The sequence below is a fragment of the Kitasatospora sp. NPDC093550 genome (genome assembly GCF_044764985.1).
Classification (GTDB): domain Bacteria; phylum Actinomycetota; class Actinomycetes; order Streptomycetales; family Streptomycetaceae; genus Kitasatospora.
In genome coordinates, this window is record NZ_JBIWJF010000001.1 from 40,617 (window position 1) to 56,297 (window position 15,681).

The window sequence follows — 15,681 nt, forward strand, 5'->3', positions numbered from 1 at the left end:
TGCGGTCGTCAGTGGTGGTCGCCGTTGCGCCCCGGGGGGAGGGAGAGCATCTGACGGTGGCGGCCGCCGGTGGACGGGGCGGTGGCGAGCCCCATGGCCGTACCCATCACCGGGGACGGGGCGGGCGGCGCCGGTGGCGTGGGCGCGGGAACGGCCATCGTGTGCGGGACCGCGCCGAGGTAGCCGGCGGCGACCCAGCCCTGGCCGTTGGTGAACTGGGCTCCGACGCCGGCGGGCTGCGGCAGAGACGGGACGGCGGCGGGGGCCGGGGCGGCGTGACCGAGGCCGTCGCTCGTGGGGGCGGTGGCTTCGGGGTGGTGGCCGGGGTGGCCGGGGTGCGCGGGGTGTGCCGGATGGGATGTCTGCGGCGAGTGGGTCGTCGTGTGGGTCGTATGGGTCGTATGGGTTGCGTGGCTCATGGGGTGGTGGTGGCCGCCGGTGTGGCTGTGGACGCCGTGCTGGTGGCCGATGTGACCGGCCTGGCCGGCCTGGCTGGCGTTACCGGAGTGACTGGCGTGACCGGCGTGGTGGCCGGAGGCGGGGCCGGTGCCGTGCGGCTGCGACGCCGTGAACTGCGGGAGGCCCGGCATCTGGCCCGCGAGGGTGTGGAAGGCCTGGTGCTGGGGCGGGTACGGGCGCTGCTCACCGAGCAGCGGGTAGGTGTCGCGGACCGCGAAGCCGGTGAACGCCAGGTCCTCCTCGCCCGAGCGGTCGCCGGGCAGGGCACGGAACAGGCGCCGGTACTCGGAGTACAGCTCGTCGTAGATCGGCGTGGTGGAGTGCGGGTGCTCGGCGTCGTACGACGGGCGCATGCCCGGGATCGAGCGGGGAGCGGTGGTGGAGCGGCCGGGGGACGCGGAGACGTCGTAGCTGTACACGTAGGGGCCAACGAGCGAGAGGGACGGGGGATGCGGGGCGCTCATGCGGGCGCGCTCATGTGTGGCGCTCATGTGTGGCGCTCATGAGTGATGCTCATGAGTGATGCTCATGGCGGAGCCATGAGAGGGGTTCATAGGGGGCTCATGAGAGGGGCTCATGGGGCTGCTCATGAGCAGAGCTCATGAGGGGTGCTGTTCATGAGCTTCGCTCACGGGTGGTGCTCATGAGAGGAGCTCATGGCCGCGGGGTATGAGAGGAACTCATGGCGGTGGTCATGAGCGAAGCTCATGCGCGTGGGGCCCGCCGGGGGCTCGCGGCGGGCTAGCGCGGGGGCGGGGGCGGGGGGCGAGCCCGCGCCGGAGGCGGCCCAGGTGGGGGAGGGACGGCCGCCGTCCGACGCGTCGGGTGGGGGAGCGGAGCGGATCAGGTGCCGGCGAGCGGGAGCGAGGCGGCGACCACCTGGCCGAGCGCCACCGCCCGTTCGAGCGCCTGGCGCAGCAGGTCCTCGCGGGGCTGGCGCCCGACCATGCCGGCCGGAACGGCGTACATGGTCACCTCGGAGAGCTGGCTCGCCGCCATCCGCCAGGCCTCGGTGACCTGGAGCGGCTGGTGCGCCTGCCACCAGCCGGTGCTGCCGCCGGCCGCGGCGGGCTGCAGGATCGCGTGCAGCTTGCCCATCGCCACCAGGACCGACCAGCCGGGCAGCTGCTCCGGCGTCTCGTCCAGGTCGGTGACGGGCTGGAAGCCGGCGTCCTGGAGGAGGTCGAGGAACTCGTCCTCGCCCGAGGTGCTGCCCGGGCGGCCGACCGGCCCGGTCGGCTCGACGACCAGCGAGGCGTGGCCGACCTTGCCGTGCAGGACCAGCCCGCAGGTGATGCCGAGGATGGCGGCTTGGCCGGGGGCGGTCGGCTGGGGCGCGGAGCCCGCGGGGGCGGCCGGGGAGGGGGCGGCGACGGTGAGGTCCGGGGCGCTGGTCTGGGCCTGGCTGATGCTGCGGACGGCCCCGGCCAGCTGTTCCTCGGAGACCGGAACGACCTGGGAGGGGATGCAGCGGGCGTGGGCGAAGGCGAGCACGGCGGTCTCGTTGCCGACGAACAGCACGGTGCTGGTGGGCTCCACGTGGGTGTCGCCGGGGGTGCGGCAGGAGGTGCACTCGTAGCTGTCGGGGGCGCGGTCGCCGCCGAGTAGGCGGTCGGCCTCGTCGTCGCCGATCTCGGACCGGACCTCGTCGCTGAGTTCGAGCATGCGCGGCACAGGGTCTCCTCGGATGGGTGTGCGGTTGGGGCTTCGGGCGGACACGGAGAGGGCGACATGACCAACGGGCCCTTGTGTCAGGCGTCACGGGTGCCCGGTGAGGCTGACGGGAATTGCTCCGGATCCGACCGCGCCGCGTGTTCCCGTGGTCGCAATCTGTCGATGTCGGTGACGGGACTGCCGGAATGAAGCGGTGAGGTGGGTCACGCTGCGCCGATGTTTGATCTAGGAATCAACGGTTAAATCCGACATTTCGGACAAGATTGTGGGGGTCTTACCGCCGGTAACCCTTGGCTGAGCTGGGCAGACCGTTCAAGTTTTGAATTCCTTGCCGACCGGCTCGTAGCTTCTTGGTCGGCGCAACGAGCGCCACCCGGGTTCACCCCCGACGCACAGCCCCCCGGTCCGCCGGGCGTGGCAGGTGCCCGCCGACGCGATCGCTCGAACAGGTCGTCGGCGAGCGGCTGGGTGGCCGGGGCGGCAGCGGCACGTCCGACACGTGCACGGCCGTCCGACGGACGCGGCAAGCGAACGCGACCCTTCACGGGGTCTGGTTCCGCATGCCCGCCCGGGGCTGTCGAGAGGAACCCCATGACCTTCCGTAACGAGACCGCCGCTGCCACCACCTCCACCGCCACCAAGCGCAACCGCGTTCGGATGGCTGTCGTGGCGGGCGCCGCTGTCGCGGCCCTGCCGGTGGCCGGCCTCGTCACGGCCACCTCGGCCTCCGCCGCCTCCGTCTCCACCTGGGACGCCGTCGCCCAGTGCGAGAGCGGCGGCAACTGGGCCATCAACACCGGCAACGGTTTCTACGGCGGTCTGCAGTTCACCTCCAGCACCTGGGCCGCCTACGGTGGCACCGCCTACGCCTCGCAGGCCAACCTGGCCACCAAGGCGCAGCAGATCGCCGTCGCCGAGAAGGTCCTCGCCTCGCAGGGCCCGGGCGCCTGGCCCGTCTGCTCCGTCAAGGCCGGCCTGACCAAGGGCGGCGCCCCGGCCGCCGTCGACACCTCGGCCGGCTCGGCCGCCGCCAAGCCGGCCGCCCCGGCCGCGAAGCCCGCCGCCCCGGCTGCCAAGCCGGCGCAGGCCCCGAAGGCCGCGGCTCCCAAGGCTGAAGCCGCCCCGAAGGCCGCTGCCCCGAAGGCTGCCGCTCCGAAGGCCGACAACGGTGCCAAGGCCTGGACCGGCTCGAACGACGCCAAGCCGGCCAAGGGCAACTACACCGTCAAGTCCGGTGACACCCTGAGCTCCATCGCCGCCGCGCAGGGCCTGGACTGGCACGACGTGTACAAGAACAACACCAAGGTCATCGGTGGCAACCCCGACCTGATCTTCCCGGGCCAGACCCTCAGCATCTGAGCGCCTGAGCGCTCGGGGCTTCGTGAGCGGTTGACACCGCTGCTCGTGCTGCCCACGGCTCCGGCTCCCACGGCCGCTCCTCCCTCGCGCGGGTACTCCGCCGAGTGGAGGAGTGGCCGTCGGCGTTCCGTGGCGGGCGGCGCGCAGTGTGCCTAGGGTCGGCTGCCGTGCCGCATGCGCGTGAGGAGAGTAGAGGCCGGGCCGTGGTGCGGGCCGGGCTCGTCGTGGTTCTGGTGCTGGCCGTCGCCCCTGGCGGCGTGCCGGCCGGTGCGGCCGTCCGGGTCGCGGATCCGGTGTGGGACGAACTCGCCGACTGCGAGAGCGGTGGCGACTGGCGGGCCGACACCGGGAACGGCTACTACGGCGGGCTGCAGATCCGGCCGTCCACCTGGGAGGAGTCCGACGGGCTGCGCTTCGCCGACCGGCCGGACCGGGCGAGCCGACGGGAGCAGACGACCGTCGGCGAGGTGATCGTGCGGCGGCAGGGGTGGGAAGCCTGGCCGGCCTGCGCGCGGGAGTTGGGGCTGAGCGGGGGTGGGGGCGAGGCCGCGCGGGAGTAGGGGAGGGGCGAGTCCGGGTGCTCCCGGGGCTCCCGGGCGGGTCCCGGGCGGGTCCCGGGCGGGTCCCGGGCGGGTCCCGGGAGGGGGTGCTGCGGGAGGATGGTGGGGTGATCCAGGGCGAGTTGTTCGGCGATCTGCCCGGGGCTTCCGGGCCTTCCGGAGCTGCAAGGGCCTCCGGGGCGTCGGGGGCGTCGGGGGCTTCCGGGGAGCGGGCGCGTGGGCGATTCGAGCCCGCCCCCGGCGCCGTCGTGCTGCCCGGCTGGCTGGACCTCGACGCGCAGCTGCGCCTGATCGCGGCCTGCCGGGAGTGGGCCCGCCCGCCGGCCGGCCTGCACGCGGTGCGGATGCCCACCGGCGGAATGATGTCCGTACGGATGGTGAGCCTCGGGTGGCACTGGTACCCGTACGGGTACCGGCGGGTCGCCGAGGACGGTGCGCCCGTCAAGCCGTTCCCGCCCGAGCTGGGTCTCCTCGCCCGCCGGGCGGTCGCGGACGCCTACCGGGAGCAGCTGCCGGAGATCGCGGGCGCCCCGTCGTACGAGCCGGACATCGCGATCGTCAACCACTACCCGCACGGCGCCAAGATGGGCCTCCACCAGGACCGCGACGAGCGGACGGACGCGCCCGTGGTCTCGCTCTCGCTCGGCGACCGCTGTGTCTTCCGGCTCGGGAACACCGAGACCAGGACCCGGCCGTGGACGGACCTGGAACTGCGCAGCGGGGACCTGCTGGTCTTCGGCGGCCCGGCCCGGTTCGCGTACCACGGGGTGGTGCGCACCCTGCCGGGGACGGCGGAGCCGGAGCTGGGGTTGGTGGGGCGGCTGAACATCACGGTGCGGGAGTCGGGGCTGGGGGCGTAGGGCGCCCGGCCGGGTCTCTCGTCGGCCCCTCCGTCGCCGCTTCCGTGGACTCCTCCGTCGCCTCTTCCGTCGACTGTTCGTTCACTCGTTTACTCGTTCGAGTGAACTGGGGGCTCGGACGCGCAGAGCGGGAATGACCCGGGTCGCCGGAGAATTCGAGTGAGCTGGAGAATTCGATCGAGAGTCCGCATCCGGAGGGATCGGAGCTCGAAGCTCGGAGAGGGAGCGTGCGCTCATGGGAACCCCCGTCGACGACCTGGTCGATCTGCTCGACCTGGAGCAGATCGAACTGAACATCTTCCGCGGGCGCAGCCCCGAGGAGGCGCTGCAGCGGACGTTCGGCGGACAGGTCGCCGGGCAGGCGCTGGTCGCGGCGGGCCGCACGGTCGAGGACCAGCGCCCCGTCCACTCGTTGCACGCCTACTTCCTGCGCCCCGGTGTGCCCGGCGTGCCGATCGTCTACCAGGTCGACCGGATCCGGGACGGCCGCTCCTTCACCACCCGCCGGGTGCTCGCCATCCAGGGCGGCCGGTCGATCTTCGCGCTCACCGCCGACTTCCACAGACCCGAGGAAGGCGGCATCGAGCACCAGTACCCGATGCCGGAGGTCGCCGCCCCGGAGGACCTGCCCAGCGCGCTGGAGGAGGTCGGCTCCCGGCTCGGCGAACTGCCCCCGTTCATCAGCCGCCGCCAGCCCTTCGACGTCCGGTACGTCGACCGGCTGCGCTGGACGCAGGAGGAGCTGGCCGGCGTCGAGGCGCGCAGTGGCGTCTGGCTGCGCACCAACGGCCCGCTGCCGGACGATCCGCTGATCCACGTCTGCGCCCTCACCTACGCCAGCGACATGACGCTGCTGGACGCCGTCCGCGCCCCCGTCGAGCCGCTGTGGGGCGAACGGCACTTCGACATGGCCTCGCTGGACCACGCGATGTGGTTCCACCAGCCGTTCCGCACGGACGACTGGCTGCTGTACCAGCAGGAGTCCCCGATCGCGCACGGAGCGCGGGGCCTGGCCCGCGGGCAGATCTTCGACCGCAACGGGCAGCTCGTGGTGTCCGTGGTGCAGGAGGGGCTGTTCCGGCCGCTGAAGCGCCGGGAAGGATAGGCGGCGGGTGGCGGCGGGTGAGCCGCGGCGCCGGCGACGGGCTCGGCCGCCGGGCCGGCCGCCGTGTGGACCGCGGGTGTCGGCCGCCGTGTGTGTGCGGCGTGTTGAGCGGTGTGTCGGTGTGTTGCCGCCGGGTTGCGGTTTCGACGGCTCCGGACCGACGGGAATGATCCGCCCGGCCGGGCGGTGTTGTGGATGACCGAGACGGGCGGCCCGAACAGCGGGCCGCCCGCGGACCGACCGGGAGGGTGGACCGATGACGGCGACGGCCGCGGAGGACTGGAAGCACTGGAGCGACAGCCGGGCGGCGGCCGTGAGCGCGCCGCACGGCCAGGCCGCCCTCACCGGCACGCACTGGCTGGAGTCCGAGCCCGCCGAGATCCCCGGCCTCCCCGGGCGCTGGTGGGCCGACGGCGAGGGCGTCCGGCTCCTGGCGGCGGCGGCCGACGGCATCACCGTGGCCGGCACGGACGGGCCGGTGGACGGCGAGGTGCTGCTGCGCCCCGACAGCGACCCGGCCGCCGACACCGCCACCCTGGGCGACCTGCTGCTCGTCCCGATCGAACGCGAGGGCGAACTGGCCCTGCGGGTCTTCGACCCCGCCTCGCCCCGCCGCACCGCCTTCGCGGGCATCTCCGCGTACTCCTACGCGCCCGAGTGGGCCGTACCCGCCGTCTTCACGCCGTTCGAGGACGAGGGCCGGTCGGTCGTCGTCCCGAACGCCGACGGCAAGGAGCGCCCGCTCGCCGTCACCGGGCAGATCGCCTTCACCGTGGCCGGTGAGCACCGCACGCTGACCGTCAGCCGGTCGGGCAACCGCCTCAGCGGCGTGATCGCGGACGCGGGCAGCGGCATCGACACCTACCGCTTCCGCTTCATCACCCTGCCGGCGCCGGACGCCGACGGCCGTACGGTCCTCGACTTCAACCGGGCCTACCTGCCGCCGTGCGCCTTCTCGGACCACTTCATCTGCCCCTTCCCGCCGCCGGGCAACCGGCTGGACTTCGCGGTGGAGGCGGGGGAGAAGCAGGTGCTGACCCGGTAGGGCGGGTGTAGGCGGCGGCTGCTCGGCGGCTGGGCTGCTCGGCGGCGGCGGTGGTGGCTGACTGGCGGTGGTGGCGGGACGCGGGCGGGCAAAGGGCGGGCCCCGGTGCGGGAGCGGTCGGGGGCGGGGCGGAGCATGGGGAACTATGTCGAACGATCAACATTCCAGCTCCGCCGCGTCGGCGGACACGGCTCCCGGCGCCTCGGCCGGGCCCGATCCGGCGGACGGGCGCGCGGCCGCCGACACCGCGCTGACCGAGGCAGTCACCGCCACCGCCGGACCCCTGCCGGACGATCCGGTGGCCACCGCCGCGCCCTGGTACCGCCGGGCCTTCGCCGACCTCAGCCCGCTGCGCGACCACGCCGACTACCGCCGGGTGTGGCTCGGCCAGGCCGTCTCCTCGATAGGCCAGCAGATGACGGCCGTCGCCGTCTCCGTCCAGGTCTACGACCTGACCGGGTCCGCCTTCGCGACCGGCCTGGTCGGCATCTTCTCCCTCGTCCCGCTGGTCGTCTTCGGCCTGTACGGCGGAGCGATCGCCGACACCGTCGACCGGCGCCGCTTGGGCCTCATCGGCTCGGGCGGGCTGGCGGCCGTCTCCGCCGTCCTGGCCGCACAGGCCTTCGCCGGACTCGGCCTGGTCGCCGTCCTGTACGCCGCCGTCGCCGTCCAAGCCGGGTTCTTCGCCCTCAGCTCGCCGGCCCGCTCCGCGATGATCCCCCGGCTGGTGCCCACCCACCAGCTCCCGGCCGCGAACGCCCTGAACACCGTCAGCATGAACCTCGGCCTCACCGTCGGCCCCATGCTCGGCGGCGTCCTCATCGGCGCCTACGGGGCCCAGGCCGCCTACCTGCTCGACACCGTCGCCTTCACCGGCACCCTCTACGCGATGTGGCGCCTGCCCGCCATGCGCCCGCTCGGCGAACGCAAGGGCCGCGCCTCCGTCCTCGACGGCCTCCGCTTCCTGCGCGAGCAGCCCAACCTGCGCACCAGCTTCCTCGCCGACCTGGCCGCGATGGTCTTCGGCATGCCCCGCGCCCTCTTCCCCGCCATCGCCGTCACCTTCTACGGCGGCGACGCCGGCACCGTCGGCCTGCTGGTCTCCGCCCCCGCTGTGGGCGCCCTGATCGGCGCGCTCTTCTCCGGCTGGGTCGGCCGCGTGCACCGCCAGGGCATCGCCGTCCTCGCCGCCGTCGCCGCCTGGGGCCTGGCCATCGCCGCCTTCGGAGCCCTCCACAACCTCTGGCTCGGCCTCCTCTTCCTCGCGGTCGCGGGCTGCGCCGACACCGTCAGCATGATCTTCCGCAACACGATGATGCAGGTCGCCGCCCCCGACGAGATGCGCGGCCGACTCCAAGGGATCTTCATCGTCGTCGTGGCCGGCGGCCCCCGCCTCGGCGACTTCGAGTCCGGCACCGTCGCCGCCCTCACCAACCCGGCCACCTCCGTGATCAGCGGCGGCCTCGCCTGCGTCGCCGCCGTCCTCCTCCTCGCCGCCCGCCGCCCCGCCTTCCTCACCTACGACGCCCGCCACCCGACCCCCTGACCCGCGCGCTCCCCCGAAACCTGGCAGCGAGCACCCCTCGACGTGCTGTATTGTTTTCCACGTCGCCGGGACAACCGGGGACAAGGTCGAGAAGCCCACAGCAGAGCCCCCCAGGCCCCGCTGCAGGCGCCGAGACCACGGGACGTGGCGCAGCTTGGTAGCGCACTTGACTGGGGGTCAAGGGGTCGCAGGTTCAAATCCTGTCGTCCCGACAGTGTGTCGGAGAGGCCGTTGGCCGGGAGGAATCCCAGGCCGGCGGCCTTTTTGTTGATGGGGCGGCAGGCGGGCGGCGGCTGTGGCCTGGGCGGGTCTGGTGGGTGGGGTGGGGGAGTCTCAGGGGAGGAGGGGGATCTCGGCCCAGATGGTCTTGCCGGTGAGGCTGTGTCGGGTGCCCCAGCGGTGGGCCATCTGGGCGACGAGCAGCAGGCCGCGGCCGCCCTCTTCCCAGTCCCGGGCGCGGCGCAGGTGCGGGGAGGTGCTGGTGGCGTCCGAGACCTCGCAGATCAGGGTCCGGTCGCGGATCAGGCGCAGGGTGATCGGCGGGGCCGCGTAGCGGATCGCGTTGGTCACCAGCTCGCTGACGATCAGTTCCGCCGAGTAGATCTGCTCGCTCGCGCCCCAGTCGGAGAGCCGTTGCGAGACCGCCTTGCGGACGGTCGCGACCGCGGAGGGGTCGGACGGGACCTCCCAGGTGGCGACGTGGTCGTCGTCCAGGGCGCCGGTGCGCGCGATGACCAGGGCCACGTCGTCACGGGGGCGACCCGTCACCAGCTCGTCGAGGACCGCGTCGCAGGCGTCCTCCAGTGAGGGGCCCGTCCGTGCGAGCACCCGGGACAGACGTCGGTATCCCTCGTCGACGTCGCGCTCGCGGGTCTCGATCAGGCCGTCGGAGAACAGCGCCACCAGGCTGCCTTCGGCCAGTTCCACCGTCCTCGCCTCGAAGGGCAGTCCGCCGACGCCGAGCGGCGGGCCGATCGACAGCCGGGCCGCCTTCGGCGGGCCCCCAGGCGGGACGATCACCGGGGGCGGGTGCCCCGCGCTGGCCATCGTGCAGGTCCGTGACACCGGGTCGTAGACGGCGTAGCAGCAGGTCGCTCCGATCTCGCCGACCTCTCCCGTGGCTCCGGCCTCCGACGACAGCCGCCCGACGAGATCGTCCAGGCTGGTCAGCAGCTCGTCGGGCGGCAGGTCCACGTCCGAGAGCGTGCGTACGGCGGTGCGCAGCCGGCCCATGGTGGCGGTGGCGCGGATGCCGTGGCCCACGACGTCGCCGACGACCAGGGCGATGCGGGCACCGGAGAGCGGGATCAGGTCGAACCAGTCGCCGCCGATCCCGGAGCGCGTCGACGCCGGGACGTACCGGGAAGCCGCCTCCATCGCGGCCTGCTCCGGCATGCGCTGCGGCAGGAGGCTGCGTTGCAGGGCGAGCGCGGTCTCGCGCTCCCGGGTGTACCTGCGGGCGTTGTCGATCGCGACGGCGGCTCGGGCGGCCAGCTCCTCGGCCAGCAGGAGGTCGTCCTGCCCGAACCGTTCCATGCGGTCGGCGCGGCTGCGGCGGTAGAACACGCAGACGCCGAGCGTCACCCCGCGGGCACGCAGCGGTACCGCCAGGATCGAGTGGTAGCCCTGGTCCCGGATGATCGCGGCGCGCCGGCCGTCCGTCTCCATCCAGTGCGCGAAGGCGGGGTCCTCGGCGTGGCAGAGCACGCCGCCGCCCGTGGCGAGCGCGCGCGCCGGGGGCGAGAACTCCGGATAGCTGTCGGTGGTACCGATCTCCAGCACGGTCGGCAGCAGCGTGCCCGGGGTGAAGCGGTGCGCGATCCGCCGGAGCATCACCCCGCCGGAGAGCTCGTCCGCCGTCGGTTCGACGTCGGCTTCGAGGGCGGTGAGGAGGTCGACGCTGGCGAAGTCGGCGAGCTCGGGGACGGTCACCTCCAGCAGCTCACGCGCGGTTCGGCCGAGGTCCAGCGTGCTTCCGATCCTGCCGGCGGCCTCGCTGAGCAGGACCAGGCGCTTGCGCGCCCAGTACTGCTCGGTGGTGTCGTGGGCGACGAGGGCGACACCGCGCACCGTGCCGTCGGGGTCCTTCAGGGGAGCGAAGTCGACGGACCACGCGTGGATCCGTCGCTCGCCCCCGGTGCGCTGGAAGCTCTCCAGGTGCACCGGCTCGCCGCCCTCCAGCGCGCGGCGCAGCCCGTCGGCGAGGTCGACGGCCTGCGGTTGGGTGGTGATGTCGAGGATGCCCAGGCCGCGCACCGCGCTGTCCGGCAGGCCGAGGACGGGGACCATGGCCTGGTTGGAGCCGCGGTACCGGAGCTGTGCGTCGTACAGCGAGACGGCGCAGCGGGGCAACTGCTCGAAGGCCCACCGCGCGAGGTCCTCGTCCTCGGGCCGGGGATCCGGCCCCGTCAGCGCGCACACCACGCGCCAGCTGTCCGGCGTGTCGTGCGGCGGGTCGTCCGGTGCGTCGTCCGGCGCCCCGCCGCGCGGCACCTCGTGATGGGCGACCGCGGTCACGTCCACGCGCCGCCCGTCGCGGTGCCGCAGGGCGAGGGGGCCGCTACAGCGTTCCGGGTTCCCGGCCAGGGCGCGTCGCACGTCGTCGACCGTGACGGGCTCGGCCAGCAGGTCCGCCGCGGGCCGGCCCACGACGTCGGCGGCGGGATGGCCCAGCAACCGTTCGGCACCGGCGTTCCAGCGCGTCACGTACCCGTGGGCGTCGACGATCGCCACCGCCGTGCCCGTGTCGCTGCCGCCCCACGGGGGCGGTCGGCCCTCCGGAGGGCGCCCATCCTGACTCGTCACGGCATGACCACTCACAGATCGACGGGAGCACCAGCGTAGTCCGGGGTCCGTGGATCAGCCACAGCAGCACCGGCGGCCTCCGTCACGCCCGCGCCCCGCGGCCCCGCGGCCCCGCGGCCCCGCAGCCGGCGGCCGCCGGCCGCGCGGGCCCGTCCCGGAGGCTGATCGCGCTGTGCGGACCCGAGGCCGCCGAGGAGTACGGAGAGGGTGCACACCCCGGTGCGAGGGCGGCGAACGCTTCCCCGCGTCGAGCGCGGGTCATCGGCCCCGAGATGACGGCAGTGTGACGTGATGTCACGCGCCGGCGGAGTGCGCCTGCACGGTGTGCGTGTGGTCGAGGGTGGTCGTGCGCCCTGTCCCGGCCGTCGGCGGGGCGGCGCCGCGGTCGGGCGGGTCGCGAGCCGGTGCGGACGCGGCCCCCGTTGGCGAGGGGTCGGGGGGATCCCTGATCGCCGGGGGCCGCGTCCGCAGGGACGGGTGGGGCGGTGCGGACCGTCAGGTCACGGCTTCTGTGCTCCGTCGGCGGCGGGGCGGGCGGGGCGGGGCAGGACGAAGAGCGCGATGAGGACGGCGACGGCGAGGAGTCCGGCGCCGATCAGCATGCCGAGCGCGTAACCGTCGGCCAGGGTGTCGGGCGTGATCGTCCTGCCGGTGCGGTCGGCCGCGGCGGTGCCGAGGGCGGCGAGGCCGAGCGAGGCGCCGATCTGGCGCGTGCTGTTGAGCAGGCCGGAGGCGGCGCCCGCCTCGTGGGGCTGGACGCCCCCGGTGGCGATGGAGACGGCCGGTGCGAGGCAGAGGCCGATGCCGAGACTGGCGACGACGGACGGGCCGATGACGTCGATCAGGAAGGTGCCGTCGGCACGCATCAGGCTGAACCAGGCGTAGCCGGCCGCGGCCAGCGTGCCGCCGATGATCAGCATGTTGCGGGGGGCGAACCGGTACCCGACCTTGACGGCGAGGGTGGATCCGACGACCACGCCCACCATGAACGGCAGGAACTCGACCCCGGCGCGGGCCGGGCTGCCGCCGAGGACCCGCTGGAGGTAGAGGGAGACGAAGTACAGGGCCGAGGCCATGGCCCCGCCGAACAGCAGGATGAAGAGGTTGGCGCCCGCGACCGAGCGGTTGGTGAACAGGCCGAGGCGGATCAGCGGGTCGCGCTTGGTGGTCCGTTCGACCTGGACGAAGGCGGCCAGCAGGGCGACGGCGACCGCCAGGGTGGTCACGGTGGTCGGGGAGGTCCACGGGTGCTGGTCGGTGCGGACGACACCGAACACGAGCAGGGCGGCACCCGCCGTGGCCAGCACGGCGCCCAGCACGTCCGGGCGGCCGCGGCGCGCGGCCAGGGTGTCCCGGGCGATGCCGCGCCAGGCCAGGGCCAGGGCGACGGCGGCCATCGGCAGGTTGACGTACATCACCCACTGCCAGCCCGCGTACTGGGTGAGCAGTCCGCCGACCAGGACGCCGACGGCGCCGCCGGAGGCGTTCACCGCGCTCCAGATGCCGAAGGCCTTCACCCGCTCCTTCCCGCCGGGGAAGGTCGAGGAGAGCAGGGCCAGGGCCGCCGGCGCCACGGCGGCGGCGCCGATGCCCTGCACGGCGCGCGCGGCCACCAGCTGGCCGGGTGCCTGGGCCAGGCCGCCGGCCAGGGAGGACAGGCCGAACAGGCCGAGACCGAGCAGCATCACGCGCTTGTGCCCGTACCGGTCGGCGATCTTGCCGCCCAGCAGGAGCAGGCCTCCGAAGGTGAGGGCGTAGGCGTGGATCACCCAGGTCAGGCCCACTTCGCTGAAGCCGAGGCCGCTGCTGATCTGCGGGAGTCCGACGTTCACCACCGTCAGGTCCAGCGACACCATGAACTGCACCACGGAGACCGCGGCGAGGGTGGCCCCGGGCCGCGCGCCGCGCGTCACGCTCGTCTTCTCCATCGCTAATTGCGTACTTGCCACCGCACCCAGCCCCTCTGCGCTCCGGTCGGGCCGGTAGAGTTTCCGACCATGTTCCGAAATTAGCAGCGGCGGCGGCGGGGTGTCGACCGCGCAGGTGGTGCACACCGGGTGGCGCGGCGGGGGCATGATGGGGCGATGCCCCGATCCCACACCCCGCGCCGGCCGGTCGGCCGCCCGCCCGTGACCTCCCGCGATCAGATCCTGACCGCGGCCCGCGCCCTCATCGACGAGTGCGGCTGGGAGAAGCTGACGGTCCGTCGGCTCGCCTCCGAGATCGGCGTCGGGACGACCACCCTGTACTCGCACGTGCGGGACAAGGAGGACCTGCTGTTCCTGCTGATCCACGAGTACGCGGAGCGGATTCCGCACCCCGAGCTGCCGGGCGAGCCGCGGGAACGGATCATCACGGCCGCCGTCGCGATCCATGACGGCCTGTCGGCGTGGCCCTGGGCGGCCGAGGTGCTCACCACCGACGGGTTCATCGCCCGGCTCGGTGACTCGTTCCTGTGGCTGGTCGAGACGATCCTGGCCGGCATCGTCGACGCCGGATGCCCCCTGGAGCAGACCGTGCGGATCTTCCGCAGCATCTGGTACTACACGGTCGGCGAGATCCTCGTGCGCGCGCACACCAGCCGCCGCACGATGGACGAGGAGGACCCCACCTGCCTCAACCCCTACTTCGGCGACTCCGGGGGCCCGCTGCGGCATCCGACCCTGGCCGCCATCGCCGACCGGTGGGCGGCACTGGCCGCGCAGGACACCTTCGAGCAGGGTCTGCGCGCCTTCGTCGACGGCCTGCTCGCGCAGTGCCCGGCCGAGCCGTCGGGGACGCCGGACGCGGGGTCGAGCTGACCGTTCAACTGTCCGTCCCGGGCAGTTGAACATCCGGGCGGGACCGTCGGTCGTGCGGGCTCGGCGTCCCGGGAACGATTTCCGCGCGTCCAGGTGCGCCATTCCTGATTCCGCGTGGATTCCGCGTGCCCGCGCACCGGGTTTTCCCAGGGCCGCCGACCGATTCCGCGCCCATGCCGGGAATGCCGTCCGAAGTCATGAGAAACGCATATACGAGTGGCCGGGTCCGGCGTTGTAGCGTGACCGCATCCCCGTGAACCCCCGCGACCCGAGCCCCGGTTCGCGCAGCGCGATCGCGCTCACCGTACACCACCGGACGGGCGTCGAACTCGGAAGAGGAATCGGACCATGACTATCCCTGTGTACATCGCGTCGGCCGCGGCCTGGATTCCGTCCGCGGAATCGGCGGCGGAGGCGGTGGCCGCCGGTCACTACCCCGCCGGCGACAACGAGACCAACAGAATTCCCTGCCTGCCGGTGGCCACGGACGAGGTGTCGGTGCCGGACATGGGAGTGATCGCCGGGCGGAAGGCCCTCGACCGGGCCGCCGACGTGGTCGGGGGCCAGGTCGACCTGGTCCTGCACGCGTCGATCTACCACCAGGGCCGCGACCACCACTGGAACTCGGCTCCGTACATCCAGCGCGAGCTGGGCATCACCGACGCCTTCGCCCTGAACCTGGAGGGGATGTCGAACGGAGGCATGGCGGCGATCGACCTGGCGATGGCCCGGCTCCAGGCCGGCCGGGGCACGAGCGCCCTGATCACCACCGCGGACCGGTTCTGCCCGCCCGGGTTCGACCGCTGGCGGGGTTCCTACGGGATCCCCTTCGGTGACGGTGCCACGGCCCTGGTCCTCTCCACGAGGGGCGGGTTCGCCCGCGTCCGCGACATCGCGTCGACCACCGACGCCTCCCTGGAGCCGCTGCACCGGGGCACCGCCCCGTTCACCACGGCGTACGGGGTGGTCGAGAACGAGAACCTGCGCACGCCCAAGAAGTCGTACCTGGAGGAGGTCGGGCTGGAGTCGGTGCTGCAGCGCGCCGACCGGACGCTGATGAGCGTCGTCTCCACGGTGCTCGACCGGACCGGACTCAAGGTCGGCGACTTCGCCAGGGTCCTGGTGCCCAACATGGGCCACGGGATGATGGAGGCCCAGTTCTTCAAGCCGCTGGACATCCCGGCCGAGCGCACCGTGTGGAACTGGGGCCGCCACGCGGGGCACCTGGGCGCCGGCGACCTGAGCGCGGGGGTGGCCCGCCTGGTGGAGACGAAGGACGTCGGCCCGGGCGACCTCGTGCTCATGATCGGTACCGGCGGCGGCTACTCGGTGACCGTGGCGGTGCTGGAGATCGAGTCGGTGCCGGAGTGGCCCGAGACCACCACGGACTTCGACCTGCCCGCCGACGTCGCGGCCTGAGTCCGCCGTCGAACGGGGTACCGGTGCCGCTCGTCGACGACGGGCGGC

The 15,681-nt window shown here is 73.5% G+C and carries 12 protein-coding genes and 1 tRNA gene; 9 read left to right on the top strand and 4 right to left on the bottom strand.

The window, feature by feature from the left end; all coding sequences use genetic code 11:
- Nucleotides 1-8 precede the first annotated feature (8 nt).
- Nucleotides 9-950 (bottom strand): hypothetical protein, encoded by a 942-nt coding sequence (locus tag ACIRD3_RS00170; protein WP_402209230.1) that lies wholly within the window; start codon nt 948-950, stop codon nt 9-11.
- Between the two features lie 352 nt (nt 951-1,302).
- Nucleotides 1,303-2,133 carry a hypothetical protein gene (locus ACIRD3_RS00175; protein WP_402209232.1) on the bottom strand — a complete coding sequence of 277 codons (831 nt, stop codon included), beginning with the start codon at nt 2,131-2,133 and terminating at the stop codon, nt 1,303-1,305.
- A 591-nt stretch (nt 2,134-2,724) separates the two neighbouring features.
- Between ACIRD3_RS00175 and ACIRD3_RS00180 the strand changes: the two genes are divergently transcribed.
- The 7 genes from ACIRD3_RS00180 to ACIRD3_RS00210 all read left to right on the top strand — a co-directional run bounded on the left by ACIRD3_RS00180 (nt 2,725) and on the right by ACIRD3_RS00210 (nt 8,820).
- The gene (locus ACIRD3_RS00180; protein ID WP_402209234.1) at nt 2,725-3,492 is read left to right on the top strand and encodes a transglycosylase family protein; all 768 of its coding nucleotides are present in this window, start codon (nt 2,725-2,727) and stop codon (nt 3,490-3,492) included.
- Between the two features lie 167 nt (nt 3,493-3,659).
- Nucleotides 3,660-4,052 (top strand): transglycosylase family protein, encoded by a 393-nt coding sequence (locus tag ACIRD3_RS00185; RefSeq protein ID WP_402209236.1) that lies wholly within the window; start codon nt 3,660-3,662, stop codon nt 4,050-4,052.
- A 248-nt stretch (nt 4,053-4,300) separates the two neighbouring features.
- The gene (locus ACIRD3_RS00190; RefSeq protein WP_402209237.1) at nt 4,301-4,912 is read left to right on the top strand and encodes an alpha-ketoglutarate-dependent dioxygenase AlkB; all 612 of its coding nucleotides are present in this window, start codon (nt 4,301-4,303) and stop codon (nt 4,910-4,912) included.
- Between the two features lie 235 nt (nt 4,913-5,147).
- On the top strand, nt 5,148-6,017 hold the full coding sequence (locus ACIRD3_RS00195) for an acyl-CoA thioesterase (RefSeq protein WP_402209239.1): 870 nt from the start codon (nt 5,148-5,150) through the stop codon (nt 6,015-6,017).
- A gap of 256 nt (nt 6,018-6,273) precedes the next feature.
- The gene (locus ACIRD3_RS00200) at nt 6,274-7,062 is read left to right on the top strand and encodes a DUF1684 domain-containing protein (protein ID WP_402209241.1); all 789 of its coding nucleotides are present in this window, start codon (nt 6,274-6,276) and stop codon (nt 7,060-7,062) included.
- 145 nt (nt 7,063-7,207) lie between these two features.
- The gene (locus ACIRD3_RS00205) at nt 7,208-8,608 is read left to right on the top strand and encodes an MFS transporter (RefSeq protein WP_402209243.1); all 1,401 of its coding nucleotides are present in this window, start codon (nt 7,208-7,210) and stop codon (nt 8,606-8,608) included.
- A 138-nt stretch (nt 8,609-8,746) separates the two neighbouring features.
- Nucleotides 8,747-8,820 (top strand) — tRNA-Pro (locus tag ACIRD3_RS00210).
- A 121-nt stretch (nt 8,821-8,941) separates the two neighbouring features.
- Here the strand turns inward: ACIRD3_RS00210 and ACIRD3_RS00215 are convergent.
- Together ACIRD3_RS00215 and ACIRD3_RS00220 are read right to left on the bottom strand one after the other, a co-directional pair.
- The gene (locus tag ACIRD3_RS00215; RefSeq protein ID WP_402209245.1) at nt 8,942-11,341 is read right to left on the bottom strand and encodes a SpoIIE family protein phosphatase; all 2,400 of its coding nucleotides are present in this window, start codon (nt 11,339-11,341) and stop codon (nt 8,942-8,944) included.
- A gap of 572 nt (nt 11,342-11,913) precedes the next feature.
- On the bottom strand, nt 11,914-13,341 hold the full coding sequence (locus ACIRD3_RS00220) for an MFS transporter (protein WP_402209247.1): 1,428 nt from the start codon (nt 13,339-13,341) through the stop codon (nt 11,914-11,916).
- Between the two features lie 156 nt (nt 13,342-13,497).
- On the opposite strand from ACIRD3_RS00220, the gene ACIRD3_RS00225 reads away from it, so the two are divergent.
- Nucleotides 13,498-14,214 carry a TetR/AcrR family transcriptional regulator gene (locus tag ACIRD3_RS00225; RefSeq protein ID WP_402209249.1) on the top strand — a complete coding sequence of 239 codons (717 nt, stop codon included), beginning with the start codon at nt 13,498-13,500 and terminating at the stop codon, nt 14,212-14,214.
- 348 nt (nt 14,215-14,562) lie between these two features.
- Nucleotides 14,563-15,633, top strand: a complete 1,071-nt coding sequence (locus ACIRD3_RS00230; protein ID WP_402209251.1) for a ketoacyl-ACP synthase III family protein — start codon at nt 14,563-14,565, stop codon at nt 15,631-15,633.
- The last annotated feature ends 48 nt before the right edge of the window (nt 15,634-15,681 follow it).

Coding starts and splice junctions, on each gene's coding strand:
- ACIRD3_RS00205 (WP_402209243.1), top strand. CDS start 7,208: ATGTCGAACGATCAACATTCCAGCTCCGCCGCGTCGGCGGACACGGCT.
- ACIRD3_RS00200 (WP_402209241.1), top strand. CDS start 6,274: ATGACGGCGACGGCCGCGGAGGACTGGAAGCACTGGAGCGACAGCCGG.
- ACIRD3_RS00230 (WP_402209251.1), top strand. CDS start 14,563: ATGACTATCCCTGTGTACATCGCGTCGGCCGCGGCCTGGATTCCGTCC.
- ACIRD3_RS00220 (WP_402209247.1), bottom strand. CDS start 13,341: ATGGAGAAGACGAGCGTGACGCGCGGCGCGCGGCCCGGGGCCACCCTC.
- ACIRD3_RS00225 (WP_402209249.1), top strand. CDS start 13,498: ATGCCCCGATCCCACACCCCGCGCCGGCCGGTCGGCCGCCCGCCCGTG.
- ACIRD3_RS00195 (WP_402209239.1), top strand. CDS start 5,148: ATGGGAACCCCCGTCGACGACCTGGTCGATCTGCTCGACCTGGAGCAG.
- ACIRD3_RS00170 (WP_402209230.1), bottom strand. CDS start 950: ATGAGCGCCACACATGAGCGCGCCCGCATGAGCGCCCCGCATCCCCCG.
- ACIRD3_RS00180 (WP_402209234.1), top strand. CDS start 2,725: ATGACCTTCCGTAACGAGACCGCCGCTGCCACCACCTCCACCGCCACC.